This window comes from Gilliamella sp. Bif1-4 (assembly GCF_001690535.1).
Lineage (GTDB): Bacteria > Pseudomonadota > Gammaproteobacteria > Enterobacterales > Orbaceae > Gilliamella > Gilliamella bombi.
In genome coordinates, this window is the sequence record NZ_LZHC01000062.1 from 202,082 (window position 1) to 217,478 (window position 15,397).

Consider the following 15,397-nt stretch of genomic DNA (forward strand, 5'->3'; position numbering starts at 1 on the left):
TTTGTTATACTGGATTATCAATATCGACAAAAATAACCTCAACTCCGTAACAGCTCGCTAACCATTCACCCAATTTTTTAATACCGTAACGTTCGGTAGCATGGTGTCCTGCTGCATAAAAATTAATACCATATTCGCGTGCAATGTGGATAGTGCGTTCAGACACTTCGCCAGTAAAAAAAGCATCCACTCCCATTAGTGCCGCTTGTTCAATATAATCTTGCCCTCCACCACTACACCATGCAATACGATTGATAACTTGCGGAGCATTATCTCCACAAAATAGTGCTTGTTGTTGGTTATTGTGTAATACTTGCTCAAGTTGGTGTTTAAATTGTAAAGTAGTAAGTGGCGTGTTTAATATACCAGTAAAAAGTAGATCGGTAATGTCATTGCGTTTATCGACTGAAATACCCAATAAATTAGCCAGTTCAATATTGTTTCCAAAAACAGGATGGCCATCTAATGGCAAGTGATAACCATATAAATTAATATCGTTAGTTAACAGTGTTTTAATTCTTTGATATTTAATGCCTGTAATGATTTGTGGTTCACTCTTCCAAAAATAACCATGATGTACCAGAACCGCGTCAGCTTCTAATTCAACCGCCTTATCTAACAATAACTGGCAAGCGGTCACTCCTGTGACAATTTTATTCACTTGTTTGCGCCCCTGCACTTGCAATCCATTTGGCGCATAGTCACGATAACGACTAATTTGCAGCTCGTTATTAATAATTTGTTCTAATTCAAAGTTGTGCATTATTCGCTCAGTTTTAATATTGTTTAATAATAATTGATGATTATAATCAGTTTAACCAATAATCGCACCTACTCATTCGTTTAATGTAATTTGAATAAAACTACTGTATTGGCTTTTTACAAAGATTAACAAATTGAATACAAACTCTTGTAGCCAATGCTAGGCGAACTGGTTAAAAGATGGCATAATAACACCTTTTTTGATAGATAAGAAAAATTAACGTGCCAAACGCCAAATTATGTGAACGCTTTCGTGGGTTTTATCCTGTTGTAATTGATATTGAAACATCTGGATTCGATCCAAAACTCAATGCTATTTTAGAAATCGCCGCTATCACCTTAAAAATGACCCCAGATGGTTGGCTAGAGCCAGATCAATCCTTACAATTTAATGTCAATCCATTTAGTGGTGCAATTTTAGAACCAGCAGCCCTTGCTTTTAATGGCATCGATCCTGATAATCCACTTCGTGGTTCTGTTAACGAAAAGCATGCCTTAGAGGAAATTTTTAAAATGGTTAGATCAGGCATAAAAGCCAGTGAATGTACTCGGGCGGTGATTGTTGCGCATAACGCACACTTTGATCATAGCTTTTTAATGGCGGCAGCTGAACGCACAGGAATGAAACGCAATCCATTTCACCCATTTGCTACTTTTGACACAGCGTCACTCAGTGGTTTGGTTTTTGGTCAAACAGTACTAGCCAAAGCCTGCCAAGTAGCACAAATCACATTCGATCATAAACAAGCTCACAGTGCGCTATACGATACACAAAAAACGGCAATGCTTTTTTGTAAAATCGTTAACCAATTTAAAGCATTAGGTGGATGGCCTTTGGCAGTTACAGATTCGGGTGTAGATGCAAAAATCGAAAATGATTTAGATAATAGACAACAAAAACAAGAGTAAACAGTATTAATTCACTAATTGATAAAAATAAAAAAGCGCGCCTATTTTGCGCGCTTAATTTACCATACTGCATTAAATTAGGATTTATACTTTTCCGCAGTTTGCTTAATAAGCGTTTGCAGTTCGCCTGTTTGAAACATCTCTAACATAATATCACAGCCACCTACTAATTCGCCTTCAACCCATAATTGTGGAAACGTTGGCCAATTAGCGAATTTAGGTAATTCGGCACGAATATCAGGGTTTTGTAAAATATCAACGTAAGCAAACGCTTCACCACATTGCGACAAAACCTGCACCGCCTGAGCCGAAAAGCCACAGCTTGGCAATTTTGGCGAACCTTTCATATATAAAATAATCGGGTTATCGGCAATTTGTTTTTTGATTTTGTCGAGTGTTGTCATTTCAGTCGTCATGCGATTTCCTTGGTAATTTATCGTAATAATGCGAGCTATTTTAGCGTACAATTTAGCTTGTTCCTACTGGTATCTTATAACCAAGCTACTTAATGGGGATTTTTAGAGCAAATTATGGAGGCGTTATTTTTTAAAACAATTAAAATAGAAAATAATAAAACCAACCTAATCCCTGACGTTTTTTTGCTGGAATAAGTGGGTTTTACTGGATTTACCTTTGTAAGGAGCCTCTTTGTCGGCTCGTGCGCCACCTGCTTACGCAGAAAGCGCTTACTTTAATTCGTTATCTTTAATTATCCTATCACTCTAGGATTAAGAACTAAGTGCTAAGGAGTTGTACAAATTCCATACGAGGAGAAACTTGGAAAAATACCCATCACGCTACCATTTAAATTTACAGTGAATGAATCATCACCTGTCCAGTACTCTCCGAAGCGGTTGAAGTTTGCATCAGTGTAACTGGCCAACAGCCCCCATTCCGTAAAAAATCCTGCCCCTATTCGGCGCTGATAATGATTACCTGTTGATGATGGCGTAGCACCGACAGCTCCATTACATCGCCTATCTGAATTCAAACCAAAACACACAGCATTAGTCAGATCCTTTACCTGTGGTATACGATATCCTAACCCCCTACACCAATCGTCTTGCTCAAAAGAATACCCCCCTTGATCTCCTCTGTGAACAAACCACTTTTGTAATACAAATGCATATCTTACTATCTCATTACCGCCACTATCTCTACCCACTAATACGAATTCCCAAGGTAACCTTGGTACAGTAATTCGACGCGGATAAGGATTATACCATTGAAATCTAGCCTCTGGTCCCTTTAGAGTAACACGTGTTACCACTTCTTTAGTCCATCTATCGTTTGTTCTTGTCCTTTTTACGGTGACGGTTATTCCATCATGCGTGACTGGTGTCCATGTCAATTGATCTGGATCAACTCCCTTTATCGCTAAATCAAAAAATAATCCATCAGCCCCTGTGGTTGGAAAATTAGATTTTGGATCTGATTGAATGGGAAATCCCTCTTTTACATTCCATGCGTCAATAGGGCCTGCATATTGATCTGTACCCCAATCCTTATTTGGCCTTACATAACTAATAGCTGGTACAAAAGGTTCATCTGGTAATGGTTCTGATGGTAATATTATGGCATCACTACGATAATTATTCGCTCGACCACTTGTGCTAGCCAATGCCTCTAAACTCCATGAATAGGGCAATAATAACAATCCCAACAAGATTTTTCGGAACAACTTCGATGATAATTTGAGAGATAATTTGGAAAATATAAATAAGTTTCGTGTAAAAACTCGTTGAATAGGATTATTTGATAAATTTAAGACATAGGTTTGCCAGTGCTTGTGCCTTGTGCCTTGTGCCTAAAATGGTACTGCATTTCGTTTCACCTGTCAAGTAATATTTTGTTTTATTTGAATTTTTATGTTTATTCGCTTATTTAATAAGCTTATTTTTCTAAAGCGATTAAAGTATAGCCGTTTAAGGGATGATTGACTAGTTTTTAGCGGATTTTTTGTAAAGAAATGTAAAGATGAAACAATTCGACTTTATAGATAGATTAATTTTATAATTAAAATATGCTGCTAACTTTATAGCTTTTGAATTTTGTCGAAATAACTGATATTGGTGATAACGTTTAATTTAAGAATTTTGATCGTAACATTTTACAACTCACATGGGCTACAAAATATGAACTATGATAACCAACGCCTACAATCGCTCTTAACCATCGGCATGATTTACTCAAATCATTATGATATTCGCCTTTTTTAAGCCTTTTTGCTTTGCTCAAAAGTGCCAAATTGTTCCTGACAAATTGGCATCCCTAACAAAGCAAAAACTCGCCAAACAGTCCAATTTGGCGTGCAGCCCTCACTCTGTTGGCAAAGCACTCCGACACAGTTAAAAGATAGGTAGATTAACCTTGCACGTTGTGTTTTTCTCTAAAACTACTCAGGTAGACTATTGATTTTATTTAAGTTTTTTTAATTAAATCAAGTAATTATTGGCTGATTTCTGTTTTTATTACAATGTTTTTGCTGTGTTTTTTGTGCCTTGCATACAACTAGTAACTTTCGTTAGTTAACACATTATGGGATATAAGTTTACTTTTATACTAAATAGATGTTTTATTGGAGCGGGAAACGAGGTTCGAACTCGCGACCCCGACCTTGGCAAGGTCGTGCTCTACCAACTGAGCTATTCCCGCATAAGAGTTGTTTGTTAGTGGTGCCCGGGGCGAGACTTGAACTCGCACGGCCAAAAAGGCCGAGGGATTTTAAATCCCTTGTGTCTACCGATTTCACCACCCGGGCTCAAAACACATTACCAAAAGGTAACTGCGTTTCGAATGCTGTGCATTTTACCCATCTTAATTTTGCCGTCAACTAAAAATTAAAAATTATTGTTTAACTGCTCAATGTTTGTCACTTTTTATGGCTTTTATTAATCTATCTATAAATATTAAAATTATGATCTGTTACTTTTCTCATAACGTTATTGGTATTTTAAAAACTTAAATATGGCTTAAACACTAAAAGATGAACCGCAACCGCATGTTGTTGTTGCATTGGGATTATCAACCACAAAACGAGATCCTTGTAAACCTTCTACATAATCGATGGTACCCCCAACTAGATATTGTAAGCTCATGGGATCGATAACTAAAGATACACCATTTTTTTCAATAGCTAAGTCATCTTCGTTTACCTTTTCATCGAAAGTAAAACCATACTGAAATCCACTACAACCACCGCCTGTTATATACACCCTTAATTTTAGGTTTGGGTTCTCTTCTTCAGTAACTAATGATTTAACTTTGTTGGCTGCAGCATCAGTAAAGTTAATCGGTAAAGCATCGCTCATATTCTTCTCCTAACATATTGATCTTTGCATTATATACCTTTGCTAAATGAAAATACAAAATAGAAAACTTCTATTAAATAAATTTCTCATAGTTAGCTTGAATTTATTTTGATTTTATGAATAAATACACAAAATTTTCTAGAGAGATTATCTCGATTATGCTAAACAATTTCAAATCAGAAAAACTTTATCATCAGGCTCAATCAGTTATGCCCGGTGGCGTAAATTCACCTGTTCGCACCTTTAACGGTGTTGGTGGCTCACCTTTATTTATTGAGCGTGCAAACGGTGCGTATATTTATGATGTGGACGAAAGAGCCTACATTGATTATGTTGGTTCTTGGGGGCCGATGATCCTTGGACACAATGATCCCGATGTAGCCAATGCGGTAATTAACGCTGTTCATAACGGTTTAAGTTATGGTGCACCAACCGAAATTGAAACCAAAGTTGCTAATTTGGTCACTCAATTAATGCCTTCAATTGAAATGGTGCGTATGGTAAATTCGGGAACTGAAGCGACCATGAGTGCCATCCGTGTTGCACGTGGTTTTACTGGACGTGATAAGATTATTAAATTTGAAGGCTGTTATCACGGTCATGCTGATTATTTGTTAGTTAAAGCGGGGTCTGGTGCTCTTACTTTTGGACACCCAACTTCCCCAGGTGTACCTGATGATTTTGTTAAACATACCTTAGTTTGTGATTATAACAATTTAGAATCGGTCAAAAAACAATTTGAACAATATTCCGACCAAATTGCCGCCATCATTATTGAGCCTGTTGCTGGCAATATGAATTGCGTGCCAGCAAAAAAAGAGTTTTTACACGGTTTACGAACACTTTGCGATAAGTATGGTGCGTTATTGATCATTGACGAAGTTATGACGGGCTTTAGAGTCGCTCTTGGCGGAGCTCAAGATTATTATGATGTTGTGCCCGATTTAACTTGTTTAGGTAAAATTATTGGTGGTGGTATGCCTGTTGGAGCGTTTGGTGGTCGTGCGGATATTATGATGCAATTAGCACCAACTGGGCCAATATACCAAGCTGGAACTCTTTCAGGTAATCCTGTTGCAATGGCTGCGGGTTACACAACGTTAACCAAGTTAATGGAAGTTGGGATCTATCAAGAGTTAGAAGATAAAACCGCATCGCTTGCCGATGGCTTATTGTCGGTAGCTAAAAAGCATAATGTACCATTAGTGGTGAATTATGCAGGTGGGATGTTTGGATTATTCTTTACAACTGCTTCTGAAGTAACCACTTATCAAGATGTGATGCAGTGTAATGTTGAATTATTTAAGAAATTCTATCATCATATGCTAAATGAAGGTGTTTATTTTGCACCTTCAGCTTTCGAAGCTGGTTTCATGTCACTTAAGCACACAGACAAAGAGATCAATCATACCATTGATGCAGCAAGTCGTTTTTTTAATAACTTAGTTTAAATGTATGGCACTTTTTATATTTCCAATTAAAAATTAAACTATTAAAATAGGTAATAATTATATGGTTAATCCACTTAAAGAAGGTGAAAAAGCACCACAATTTTCGTTGCCAGACCAAGATGGAGAGCTTGTAGGCTTAAATGACTTTAAAGGCAAACGTGTTTTAATTTATTTTTACCCAAAAGCGATGACGCCTGGTTGCACTGTGCAAGCATGTAATTTGCGAGATTGTTCTGATGAGTTCAAAAAATACAATGTGGTGATTCTTGGTATAAGTACCGATAAACCTGAAAAGTTATCTCGATTTATTGAAAAAGAGCTGTTAAATTTTACGTTGCTTTCTGACGAAAATCATGAAGTTGCTCAAGCATTTGGTACTTGGGGCGAAAAAGAGTTTATGGGGAAAACCTATGATGGAATTCACCGTATAAGCTTTTTAATCAGTAAAGACGGTAAAATCGAAAAAGTGTTTGACGATTTCAAAACCGCCAACCATCATGAAGTAGTTTTAGATTATCTTAAAAAACACAACAAATAGTTCTGATTAAAAGCAGATTAACCATTAATCTGCTTTTACTTCGCTATTGACAGTATTTAATTCGTCTGTTTTTGGCCATGCATTTATAATTGCTTTAACCAATGTAGCCAAAGGTATTGCAAAAAATATTCCCCAAAATCCCCATAAACCACCAAACACAATTACCGCTAAAATAATTACTAATGGATGTAAATTAAGTTTTTCAGAAAATAAGCAAGGTACCAATAAATTACCATCTAATGCTTGTATTAATACATAGAAAAACAACAAATAACCAAATTGTGCGCTTAATCCCCATTGAAATAGCGCAATTAATACAACCGGAATACTTGAAATAATAATACCAACGTAAGGCACTAATACAGATAATCCAACAAGCACTGCTAATAAAAGTCCATAATCTAAACCAAAATACCAAAAAGGAATATAGACACAAATGGATAAAATAATTATATGTAGTACATTGCCTACTATATAATTGGATATTTGCATATCCATTTCAGCAGCAACTTTGTTTAAAATTGTACGGTTCTTAGGCAAGATTTTTGAACAGTATCCCCATATTTTTGTTTTGTCCTTTAATAAAAAAAACATCATTATGGGCACTAATACCCCATTAATTGCAACAGATACTAGCCCTAATAAAGACACAATGGAAAATTGCAATAACGAATTGCCAGTTTGCACAACTTTGTTGGTAATACCTTGGATGACCGAGTCAAATAAGCCAACATCAATTAGTTCAGGATAGTGTTCAGGCAAGGTGGTTAAGAAATTGTTTGCAAAATTTAGCATATTTGGAATATTAGTGATTAAGCTAATGCTTTGTTGCCAAATTAATGGTAATAAAATCATAAATCCGACTAATACAATCATTAGAAAAAGCAGTAACACCATTACAACAGCCAGTGTTCTTGGTATGTTTTTTTTATGTAGATAGTTAACTGGTCTATCAAGTAAATAAGATAGTACAATCGCGATTAAAACTGGTAGAAGAATTTTATTGAAAAAATAGATAATAATAAACAAACCAACAATAACAGCCATTAGCGAAACAACATGCGGATCGCTAAAGCGTTTTTTATACCATTCTATGAACATTTTTAACATTAAAATACTCCTATTTTGCTGACTTTTTAAGTAATAACTTCATTTTGGTTATTTTTTTAAACCACCCAATATACCACGGGTGATTTGTTTACCGATTTGATTAACAACTTGCCTTGTTGCGCTTTTGGCTATTTTTTGGGTGATACCATCGTGTTGTCCACCTCTTGGTCCCTTAGTACCAAAAAGTAGTGTGCTTAAAAAATTTAGCAATCCACCATTATTTTGTTTATTATTTTTATCGTCGTCTATTTTTGTATCGCTACCATTACTGTTTTGATCGGATTGGTTATTTAACGAAAATCCATTTTTCAGTATTTCATAAGCGGATTGTCGATCTATGGTTTGTGCGTATTTGTTGTAAAAATGAGATTGGCGAATAATAGTTAATTGATCTTCTGACGACATTGGTCCCATTTTTGAACTCGGTGCAATAATATAACCGCGTTCAACCATGTTTGGACGGCCTTTTTCATCTAAAAACGAAATAAGTGCTTCGCCAACGCCTAATTCCATTATTGCTTTTTCAGTATCAAAACTTGGATTGGCGCGCATAGTTTGGGCAGCCGCTTTTACAGCTTTTTGATCTTTTGGGGTAAATGCGCGTAAGGCATGTTGTACACGATTGCCTAATTGCCCTAAAACTGTATCAGGAATATCACTCGGATTCTGAGAAGAAAAATAAACCCCAACCCCTTTAGAGCGAATTAAACGCACCACTTGTTCTATTTTTGCTAATAATGCAGGCGAAATGTCATTAAAAAGTAAGTGAGCTTCGTCAAAAAAGAAGACAAGTTTTGGCTTATCAAGATCACCTGCTTCTGGCAAATGCTCAAAAAGTTCTGATAATAGCCACAATAAAAAGACTGAATATAATTTTGGCGAGTTATATAACTTTTCGGCCGATAATATGTTAATTATACCGTAACCTTCAGGATTAACTTGCATTAAATCTTGAATGTTTAGCAATGGTTCACCAAGGAAAAATTTGGCACCTTGTTGTTCTAGAGTTAACAATCCACGTTGGATTGCACCAATTGACGATAACGAAATGTTTCCATATTGTGTGGTAAATTTTTTAGCGTTATCACCAACAAATTGAATTAATGCTCGAAGATCTTTAAAATCAATTAATAATAAACCATTATCATCAGCAATTTTAAATATTAACTGTAAAACCCCAGCTTGAACGTTATTTAAATTGAGTAACCTGCCAAGCAAAATAGGCCCTATATCTGACACAGTGCTACGAACGGGGATCCCTTTTTCAGCAAAAACATCCCATAATTCAATGGGTGATAAGTCTGGTTGCCAATTATCAACTTCAATACTCGCTAAACGAGCTTGTAATTTTTCAGTTAATATGCCCTTTTCACCAATCCCAGTTAGGTCGCCTTTAACATCAGCAAGAAAAACAGGTACACCTATTTTTGAAAAACCTTCTGCCATCTTTTGTAATGTCACTGTTTTACCTGTACCGGTTGCGCCAGTGATTAAACCATGGCGATTAGCTAATGCTGCAATAATTGATAAATCTTTACCGTGACTTTTGGCAACTACAATTGACTCACTCATGGAATAACTCCCTTCTTGTTTTTTACTTTGCCATTAAAACAGTTTTGTTATAGAAATATATTTGGCTATTAAAACAATTTTTCTATCAAAGCTACGAATAATATTGTATTCTGAATTAGCAATAGCTGCTATTGTTATTATTTCATCTAACCCTCATAAGGAGGCTATATGTTTCCAGAATATCGAGAATTAATTTCTAAATTAAAAAATACCGATTTACGTTTTCAAAAATTGTTCGACCAACATAATGAGCTAGACCAAAAAATTACAAACATTGAATCTGGAATTATTGTCAATACCGCTGAAACGATAGAGGCATTAAAAAAACAGAAACTTAAAATTAAAGACGAAATTCATGAAATTCTAAAAAAAGCGTCTGAAATTATCTAAACTTGTAATTATTTTAATTAATCGTTTTGTTTCAAACTAATAAACGATTAAACAAAAACCCCAATAATTGGGGTTTCAGATTGATGACAAACCTCGATATAATTCGGAGGTTTATTTTTTTATTTAAACCATAAATAGGATTTTTAATTTGGATTTTATTAAATAAATTAAAAAATAGCCTAAAAACCGTAACAAAATAACTTTATTGTTATTTTCTTGATATTTTGAGGCGTTGCAGCCAATAAACACTGCATTTGAACCTGCGCTCTATGGTCTCTTTTCGCCGAGCATAGACTTTTTTCCCCACTGACTTAAACGATCTCGTTGGCTTTCTCTTTATCTGCTTCCCAAATATGGTGTGTGATGACTTTCTGTGTATTTTTACTCTGTGTACACTGTGACAATAACGGACAAACTTTGCAGGTTGCTGCATCACAATGATAATGACGATAACCTTCCCTACTGGTAGTTTTATATATTAATGTTTGACCGTTTGGGTAAGTATAAGTATCGTTTTGAATGTTATAGATAGATTTCACTGTCATTAAACCGACAGCGACGATTTTGGCTGAGTGTTGAGGCGTCAATCACTTTTTCGGTTAATCCCATTCCCAGAAACCAGCGGTAAGCTAAATTGACCTGAATTTCCTGAACCAGACGACGTTCACTGGAGATACCGAAAAGATATCCCAATAGCATGATTTTAAACATTCTGACCGGATCTTCTGCCGAACGACCGCTATTAGGGCAATAAAGAGGTACTACCGCTTCTCGAATAAATTCAAAATCAATGACTTTAGCTATTTTACGAACAAGATGACTTTCAGGGACAAGCACATCTAGCGATGATTTGCTCTATTTTTTCTGGTGTCGCTGGAGTTGTTTTTTTTAGCATAGAAGAATTCCTCTTATAATGGACTCCTCTCTATTAGATTAAAGAACTCGCCAAAAAGCGAGTCCTTTGTCATCAATCTGAGGTAACCAAATTGGGGACCTTTTAATAGCATAAATTAACACATATTAATTTTTATTTGGATGAGGATCTTTAATGGAATCACCCTGTCCTGACATAATATACCCCCATTTTTGCTATGCGATTTTATTTTATGTTCAGGGCAAGGAGGTAACGATTTCTTACTTTGGTTTGAATAGATATAGCCACAATCGGCACACTTATAAGTGCCAACCGAAACATCACAACCATACGGAGCAAATTTTTGTACCATTATAAATTCCTCCCAAGTTAAATTAGTGATAAGACCCATGCTCATCACTATTAGATATAAACGCAGATTTAAGAAAAAAGCAAGTATCTATTTTGAACAAAAGATCAATGAATTGCTATTTTAAGCGAGAAAAAGCACCTAAAAAATTATTGATGCTTTTAACAAAACAAGCTTATGGGGAATCAATGTTTATCAAATAGCTAAAACCTTATATGCTTGATACCGTGTAATCCACAATTTCGACGTAATAGATCAATTTGTGTCCATGTTAAATAATCTTTTTAATATCAATGACTGACGTTGTTGGCGCATTATGATCTTCAGTTGATAATGTTTTGTCTGGTCTGCGAACTTTTATGCCTTTTTCTTTTAACCCATCAAAGGCTGGTGGGGTATTAATTTCATGAAGAAGATGTAAATCTATATAGATAAGGACTTCTTGTAGACCTAAAGAATCAACAATATTTGATTCCCAAATTTTCTGAACAATCGTTTTAGGGCTCATTGATTTCACCAATAGACGTTGACGTTTCTTTCTTTTTTGAGAATGAAATAAAACACAATAAAGATGCAAATGTTAGAATAGCTACAGCTGCCCACACGGCTCCCCATCCGTAGCTATGTGCAATACGGGAGACTAGAATAGGTGTTAAAAACGATGCAATAAATACGGTAGTACCAACCATACCTAATGCAGTTCCTGCTCGTTCAACGCCAGCTTTTACAGCTGCTTCGGTGTAAGCAATACCATGCCAAGCATGACCAAACAAACCTGTTAATACAAGAAATATAACCCCCATATATGTGTTATTAACCATTAGACACAGCACAAAAGAAGCAATTCCACCAAGGATGGCATAATATTTTAATAACGGAATACGATTCTTTTTTTTATCCGTATAATAGCCCGACCAAATTCTGAGAACTCCACCACCTAACTGAATACCAATAAGAATGACAGAGATCAAAGCTAAATTGATATTGAGAACATCTCGCATATAGATACCACCAAATGTAAGTACTGCCATTTGAGGTACAGTTAGAAAACCAGCGGACATCACAACCCTCCAGACTTCAACACTTTTTAGGGGGGTTACAGTAAGTGTAGATTTTGTTTCATGTTTTAATGCTGTATGCTTAGAGTTAATAAAGAAAAATACAGCAAGGCCAACAATAAAACTGGCGACGGCTAAGACAAGAAAAGTCACTTCAAACCCATATGAATAAGCTAGCCAAGGAAGCAAGCCCGTCCCAATTGCCCCCCCAACAGGAATGGCAGTTTGGCGAACACTCATGGCAAAACCTCGTTCACTATCATCAAACCACGACATAACAGTTCGACCTGATGACGAGTTAATACTACCTCCACAGGCACCTGCTATTGCCAAAGCTGCTCCCAAATGTAAATACTTAATACCATTAATTGAAGTCTCTGGGGTAAGCGATATGGCTATAACGACAAACACCATTGCTGATGACCATAACCCTAGAATAAGAACTGTCTTATCGCCCAACTTATCGGTAATGATTCCCCAAATTATCTCAGAAGCCGCAACCCCAAGTCCCATTGAACCTAAAACAAAACCAAGTTCATATAATGAAAAATCATAAGCCTCTCGCATTAAAATTCCTGTTATAGGAATACCAGCAAACCCCATTGCGAACGTTGCTTGTGCTAACACGCCAATTCCAAGTACAAACCAACGATAATTATTTTTTTTATTCATAATTTCCTCAATTAAGAAAGTAAACTACATTTAAACTTTGATGGTTATATTTAGAGTTTACCCAGCGCCCTAAAGTATATAATTCAACTAATTTGTTTTACGGGCTGTAGCCAAATAATTAAACCTGCACATCCAACATCTCCTTTTTTATAAAAACACATACTAGTATGAATAACAACACATTTATCATAGCTTGTGAAAAACAATTTAAAACATATTTTAAGTTGTTGTAATATATATATATTTTTAAAAAATAATTTTATTTTTAAGCAATTTAATCATTTACATGCTAACATACTGATATGTATTTTTTATAACTTAAACGTAAATGAATGGAGATAAGGATGACAAATGTAGCTATTAATGGTTTTGGCCGTATTGGACGCAGTTTTATACGTGCATTGCAAGAACGTTCGCATGATATCAAAATTGTTGCAATTAATGATTTAGGCTCGATTGAACAACTAGCTCATCTTTTAAAATATGACACGGCTTTTGGGCGTTTTGCCAAAAGTGTCGAAGTAAAAAAAGATTGTTTAGTAATTGATGGTCAAGAAATTGTTGTATATCAAGAGCGTAATCCTGATAATCTTCCATGGGCTAAACACCAAATCGATGTTGTACTTGAATCAACAGGCATATTTAATGATGGAAAAAAAGCACAAGCTCATATCAAAGCAGGGGCTAAAAAAGTTCTGATCTCAGCGCCTGCATCAAATGTTGATTTGACCATTGTTCAAGGTGTGAACAACCACATGTATAACCAACATGAACATCACATTATTTCAAATGCTTCATGCACCACAAACTGTTTAGCCCCTTTAGTTAAAGTCCTACATGAAAACTTTGGTATTAAATCGGGTTTTATGACAACTATTCATGCTTATACACAGGATCAAAATCTTCAAGATGGTCCGCATCGTGATATGAGACGAGCTCGTAGTGCCGCTCAAAATATTGTCCCTACATCAACAGGTGCGGCGCAATCAATTGGTATTGTCATCCCAGAGTTAAATGGAAAACTAGATGGTGGTTCGATACGGGTTCCTGTTCTTACCGGATCAATGATAGATCTTACTTTAAACTTAGAAAAAGAAGTGACAGTACAATTAGTAAATGATACTATTAAGGAGGAAGTTAACTCAAAAAGAATAGATGATATTCTCGCTTACACGGAAGATGAAATTGTTTCATCGGATGTTATCCAAAATTCAGCTTCCTCTATTTTCGACGCCAAACTCACCAAGGTTATCGATGGTAAATTACTCAAAGTTGTCAGTTGGTACGATAACGAGTGGGGGTTTTCAAACCGTTTAGTGGATACGATTTTACAGATTAAATAATGATTTGATTAAATATGATCATACCGCCACTTGGAGGTATGATGTTTTATAGTGAAAATGAATACAAAACAGAGTTCCAAAGAAAAACTAATTAAAGCTATGGCAGATCTCTTGTTAGAGAAAGGTCTGGCCAACACAAGTCCAAATGATATTTTGACTCGTGCAGAAGTTGGTCAAGGTAGCCTTTATCATTATTTTAAAGGTAAAGAGGATCTATCCTTATCCGCAATAAAATATAATGTAGAGCAATTAATAAGTTTCAATACGTTAGTTTTAAATACAGATAAAAATGCATATAATAAACTTTCAGATCTCTTATTAAAATCCCGTAATATAAATAGAGGATGTTTGGTTGGTCAATTGGCTCGAGATAGATCTATTATGGAAAATACCGTTTTAGCGGCTGAGGTTACTCGTGGATTTGAATCAGTGAAACAAACGTTAGAAAGTATTATAAAAGTTGGCATTTCTGATGGGAGTATTTCTAGTATTCTTGCTCCTTTAGAGGCGGTTACACTTATAATGTCTACTTTGCAAGGTGCCTATATTTCTGCAAAAGGTTTACAAGATGATTCCTATTTTCATTTAACTATTAATACCCTATTGAGAATCTTTACGCCATAACAGTATGAAGCAAATACCGCCATGTTAACAATTGGATCCATAGGGTTCTACAGTATCAATGACTATCACATCATACTCGGTTTTGAGAAGTTTTAAGCAGGATTTTAGACGGATAATACCATCGTCCGAAGCGTTTAAATGAGAAACGATTTCTTGTCTAACGCTGTTTGATGACATAACATCTAAATTTTGTGTTGTTGTCGCAGATATTAGTTTATCTAAATCTGTTTCATGCATTATAAGAAAATCATAAATGCCATATGGAGCCTCTTTTTGCAATGGAAAATATGAACAAGCTGTAGGCTGCTCTAAGTCAAAATACAGTAATAGTGTTTTTAACCCCGAATGTGCTATAAACGCAGCAATATTAACTGCTGTAATAGATTTGGTAGAACCGCCTTTCGTATCGGCTATAGTGATCACTGTTGCATTTT

At 35.6% G+C, this 15,397-nt stretch carries 16 protein-coding genes, 2 tRNA genes and 1 pseudogene; 6 read left to right on the forward strand and 13 right to left on the reverse strand.

The annotated features are described in order from the left end of the window. Window positions 1-4 precede the first annotated feature (4 nt). Entirely contained in the window at window positions 5-763 is a 759-nt protein-coding gene (locus tag A9G25_RS10500) for a Nif3-like dinuclear metal center hexameric protein (protein WP_065626874.1), read from the reverse strand. 221 nt (window positions 764-984) lie between these two features. Here A9G25_RS10500 and rnt point away from each other — a divergent pair, with 221 nt between their 5' ends. After that, complete coding sequence (rnt, locus tag A9G25_RS10505) at window positions 985-1,671, forward strand: ribonuclease T (RefSeq protein WP_218057608.1); 687 nt, start codon at window positions 985-987, stop codon at window positions 1,669-1,671. 77 nt (window positions 1,672-1,748) lie between these two features. Here rnt and A9G25_RS10510 read toward each other — a convergent pair whose 3' ends face one another. The 5 genes from A9G25_RS10510 to erpA form a co-directional block, all read right to left on the reverse strand. Then, on the reverse strand, window positions 1,749-2,075 hold the full coding sequence (locus tag A9G25_RS10510; RefSeq protein ID WP_034914241.1) for a Grx4 family monothiol glutaredoxin: 327 nt from the start codon (window positions 2,073-2,075) through the stop codon (window positions 1,749-1,751). Between the two features lie 338 nt (window positions 2,076-2,413). Then, window positions 2,414-3,319, reverse strand: a complete 906-nt coding sequence (locus A9G25_RS10515) for a hypothetical protein (protein ID WP_141675084.1) — start codon at window positions 3,317-3,319, stop codon at window positions 2,414-2,416. 931 nt (window positions 3,320-4,250) lie between these two features. Beyond that, window positions 4,251-4,326: transfer RNA gene (locus A9G25_RS10520), tRNA-Gly, on the reverse strand. Between the two features lie 18 nt (window positions 4,327-4,344). Then, window positions 4,345-4,432 (reverse strand) — tRNA-Leu (locus tag A9G25_RS10525). Window positions 4,433-4,643: 211 nt separating this feature from the next. Next, window positions 4,644-4,982, reverse strand: a complete 339-nt coding sequence (gene erpA, locus A9G25_RS10530) for an iron-sulfur cluster insertion protein ErpA (protein WP_034914816.1) — start codon at window positions 4,980-4,982, stop codon at window positions 4,644-4,646. A gap of 158 nt (window positions 4,983-5,140) precedes the next feature. On the opposite strand from erpA, the gene hemL reads away from it, so the two are divergent. Together hemL and bcp are read left to right on the forward strand one after the other, a co-directional pair. Continuing rightward, entirely contained in the window at window positions 5,141-6,433 is a 1,293-nt protein-coding gene (gene hemL, locus A9G25_RS10535; protein ID WP_065626877.1) for a glutamate-1-semialdehyde 2,1-aminomutase, read from the forward strand. A gap of 61 nt (window positions 6,434-6,494) precedes the next feature. Then, the gene (gene bcp / locus A9G25_RS10540) at window positions 6,495-6,971 is read left to right on the forward strand and encodes a thioredoxin-dependent thiol peroxidase (RefSeq protein WP_065626878.1); all 477 of its coding nucleotides are present in this window, start codon (window positions 6,495-6,497) and stop codon (window positions 6,969-6,971) included. Between the two features lie 24 nt (window positions 6,972-6,995). Here bcp and A9G25_RS10545 read toward each other — a convergent pair whose 3' ends face one another. Both A9G25_RS10545 and A9G25_RS10550 read right to left on the reverse strand, forming a co-directional pair. Beyond that, window positions 6,996-8,081, reverse strand: a complete 1,086-nt coding sequence (locus A9G25_RS10545; RefSeq protein ID WP_065626879.1) for an AI-2E family transporter — start codon at window positions 8,079-8,081, stop codon at window positions 6,996-6,998. A gap of 48 nt (window positions 8,082-8,129) precedes the next feature. Continuing rightward, window positions 8,130-9,653, reverse strand: coding sequence for a helicase HerA-like domain-containing protein (locus tag A9G25_RS10550; protein ID WP_065626880.1), 1,524 nt, complete (start codon window positions 9,651-9,653; stop codon window positions 8,130-8,132). Window positions 9,654-9,821: 168 nt separating this feature from the next. Between A9G25_RS10550 and A9G25_RS10555 the strand changes: the two genes are divergently transcribed. After that, a complete protein-coding gene (locus tag A9G25_RS10555; protein WP_065626881.1) occupies window positions 9,822-10,043 on the forward strand; it encodes a YdcH family protein in 222 nt (73 codons plus the stop codon). Between the two features lie 311 nt (window positions 10,044-10,354). Here the strand turns inward: A9G25_RS10555 and A9G25_RS13455 are convergent, their stop codons facing one another. The 4 genes and pseudogenes from A9G25_RS13455 to A9G25_RS10575 form a co-directional block, all read right to left on the reverse strand. Next, the gene (locus tag A9G25_RS13455; RefSeq protein WP_442903094.1) at window positions 10,355-10,588 is read right to left on the reverse strand and encodes a transposase; all 234 of its coding nucleotides are present in this window, start codon (window positions 10,586-10,588) and stop codon (window positions 10,355-10,357) included. Continuing rightward, a pseudogene (locus A9G25_RS13460) lies at window positions 10,572-10,938 on the reverse strand (transposase); the annotation flags it as partial. The pseudogene A9G25_RS13460 and the gene A9G25_RS13455, both read right to left, overlap by 17 nt. Window positions 10,939-11,537: 599 nt before the next feature. Beyond that, window positions 11,538-11,774: an aconitase family protein gene (locus tag A9G25_RS10570; protein WP_065626883.1), complete on the reverse strand. Its 237-nt coding sequence runs from the start codon at window positions 11,772-11,774 to the stop codon at window positions 11,538-11,540. Beyond that, entirely contained in the window at window positions 11,764-12,996 is a 1,233-nt protein-coding gene (locus A9G25_RS10575) for an MFS transporter (protein ID WP_065626884.1), read from the reverse strand. Before A9G25_RS10575 ends, A9G25_RS10570 begins: the two co-directional genes overlap by 11 nt. Before the next feature lie 344 nt (window positions 12,997-13,340). Here A9G25_RS10575 and gap point away from each other — a divergent pair, with 344 nt between their 5' ends. Further along, the gene (gap, locus tag A9G25_RS10580) at window positions 13,341-14,339 is read left to right on the forward strand and encodes a type I glyceraldehyde-3-phosphate dehydrogenase (RefSeq protein ID WP_141675085.1); all 999 of its coding nucleotides are present in this window, start codon (window positions 13,341-13,343) and stop codon (window positions 14,337-14,339) included. A 57-nt stretch (window positions 14,340-14,396) separates the two neighbouring features. After that, complete coding sequence (locus tag A9G25_RS10585; RefSeq protein ID WP_065626886.1) at window positions 14,397-14,963, forward strand: TetR/AcrR family transcriptional regulator; 567 nt, start codon at window positions 14,397-14,399, stop codon at window positions 14,961-14,963. A gap of 24 nt (window positions 14,964-14,987) precedes the next feature. Here A9G25_RS10585 and A9G25_RS10590 read toward each other — a convergent pair whose 3' ends face one another. Further along, on the reverse strand, window positions 14,988-15,386 hold the full coding sequence (locus tag A9G25_RS10590) for a ParA family protein (protein ID WP_065626887.1): 399 nt from the start codon (window positions 15,384-15,386) through the stop codon (window positions 14,988-14,990). Between the last annotated feature and the right edge of the window lie 11 nt (window positions 15,387-15,397).

Bases quoted from the DNA above. Each gene is read 5' to 3' on its own strand.
- A9G25_RS10500 (WP_065626874.1), bottom strand. From the start codon at position 763: ATGCACAACTTTGAATTAGAACAAATTATTAATAACGAGCTGCAAATT.
- A9G25_RS10510 (WP_034914241.1), bottom strand. From the start codon at position 2,075: ATGACAACACTCGACAAAATCAAAAAACAAATTGCCGATAACCCGATT.
- erpA (WP_034914816.1), bottom strand. From the start codon at position 4,982: ATGAGCGATGCTTTACCGATTAACTTTACTGATGCTGCAGCCAACAAA.
- hemL (WP_065626877.1), top strand. From the start codon at position 5,141: ATGCTAAACAATTTCAAATCAGAAAAACTTTATCATCAGGCTCAATCA.
- bcp (WP_065626878.1), top strand. From the start codon at position 6,495: ATGGTTAATCCACTTAAAGAAGGTGAAAAAGCACCACAATTTTCGTTG.
- A9G25_RS10545 (WP_065626879.1), bottom strand. From the start codon at position 8,081: ATGTTAAAAATGTTCATAGAATGGTATAAAAAACGCTTTAGCGATCCG.
- A9G25_RS10550 (WP_065626880.1), bottom strand. From the start codon at position 9,653: ATGAGTGAGTCAATTGTAGTTGCCAAAAGTCACGGTAAAGATTTATCA.
- A9G25_RS10555 (WP_065626881.1), top strand. From the start codon at position 9,822: ATGTTTCCAGAATATCGAGAATTAATTTCTAAATTAAAAAATACCGAT.
- A9G25_RS13455 (WP_442903094.1), bottom strand. From the start codon at position 10,588: ATGACAGTGAAATCTATCTATAACATTCAAAACGATACTTATACTTAC.
- A9G25_RS10570 (WP_065626883.1), bottom strand. From the start codon at position 11,774: ATGAGCCCTAAAACGATTGTTCAGAAAATTTGGGAATCAAATATTGTT.
- A9G25_RS10575 (WP_065626884.1), bottom strand. From the start codon at position 12,996: ATGAATAAAAAAAATAATTATCGTTGGTTTGTACTTGGAATTGGCGTG.
- gap (WP_141675085.1), top strand. From the start codon at position 13,341: ATGACAAATGTAGCTATTAATGGTTTTGGCCGTATTGGACGCAGTTTT.
- A9G25_RS10585 (WP_065626886.1), top strand. From the start codon at position 14,397: ATGAATACAAAACAGAGTTCCAAAGAAAAACTAATTAAAGCTATGGCA.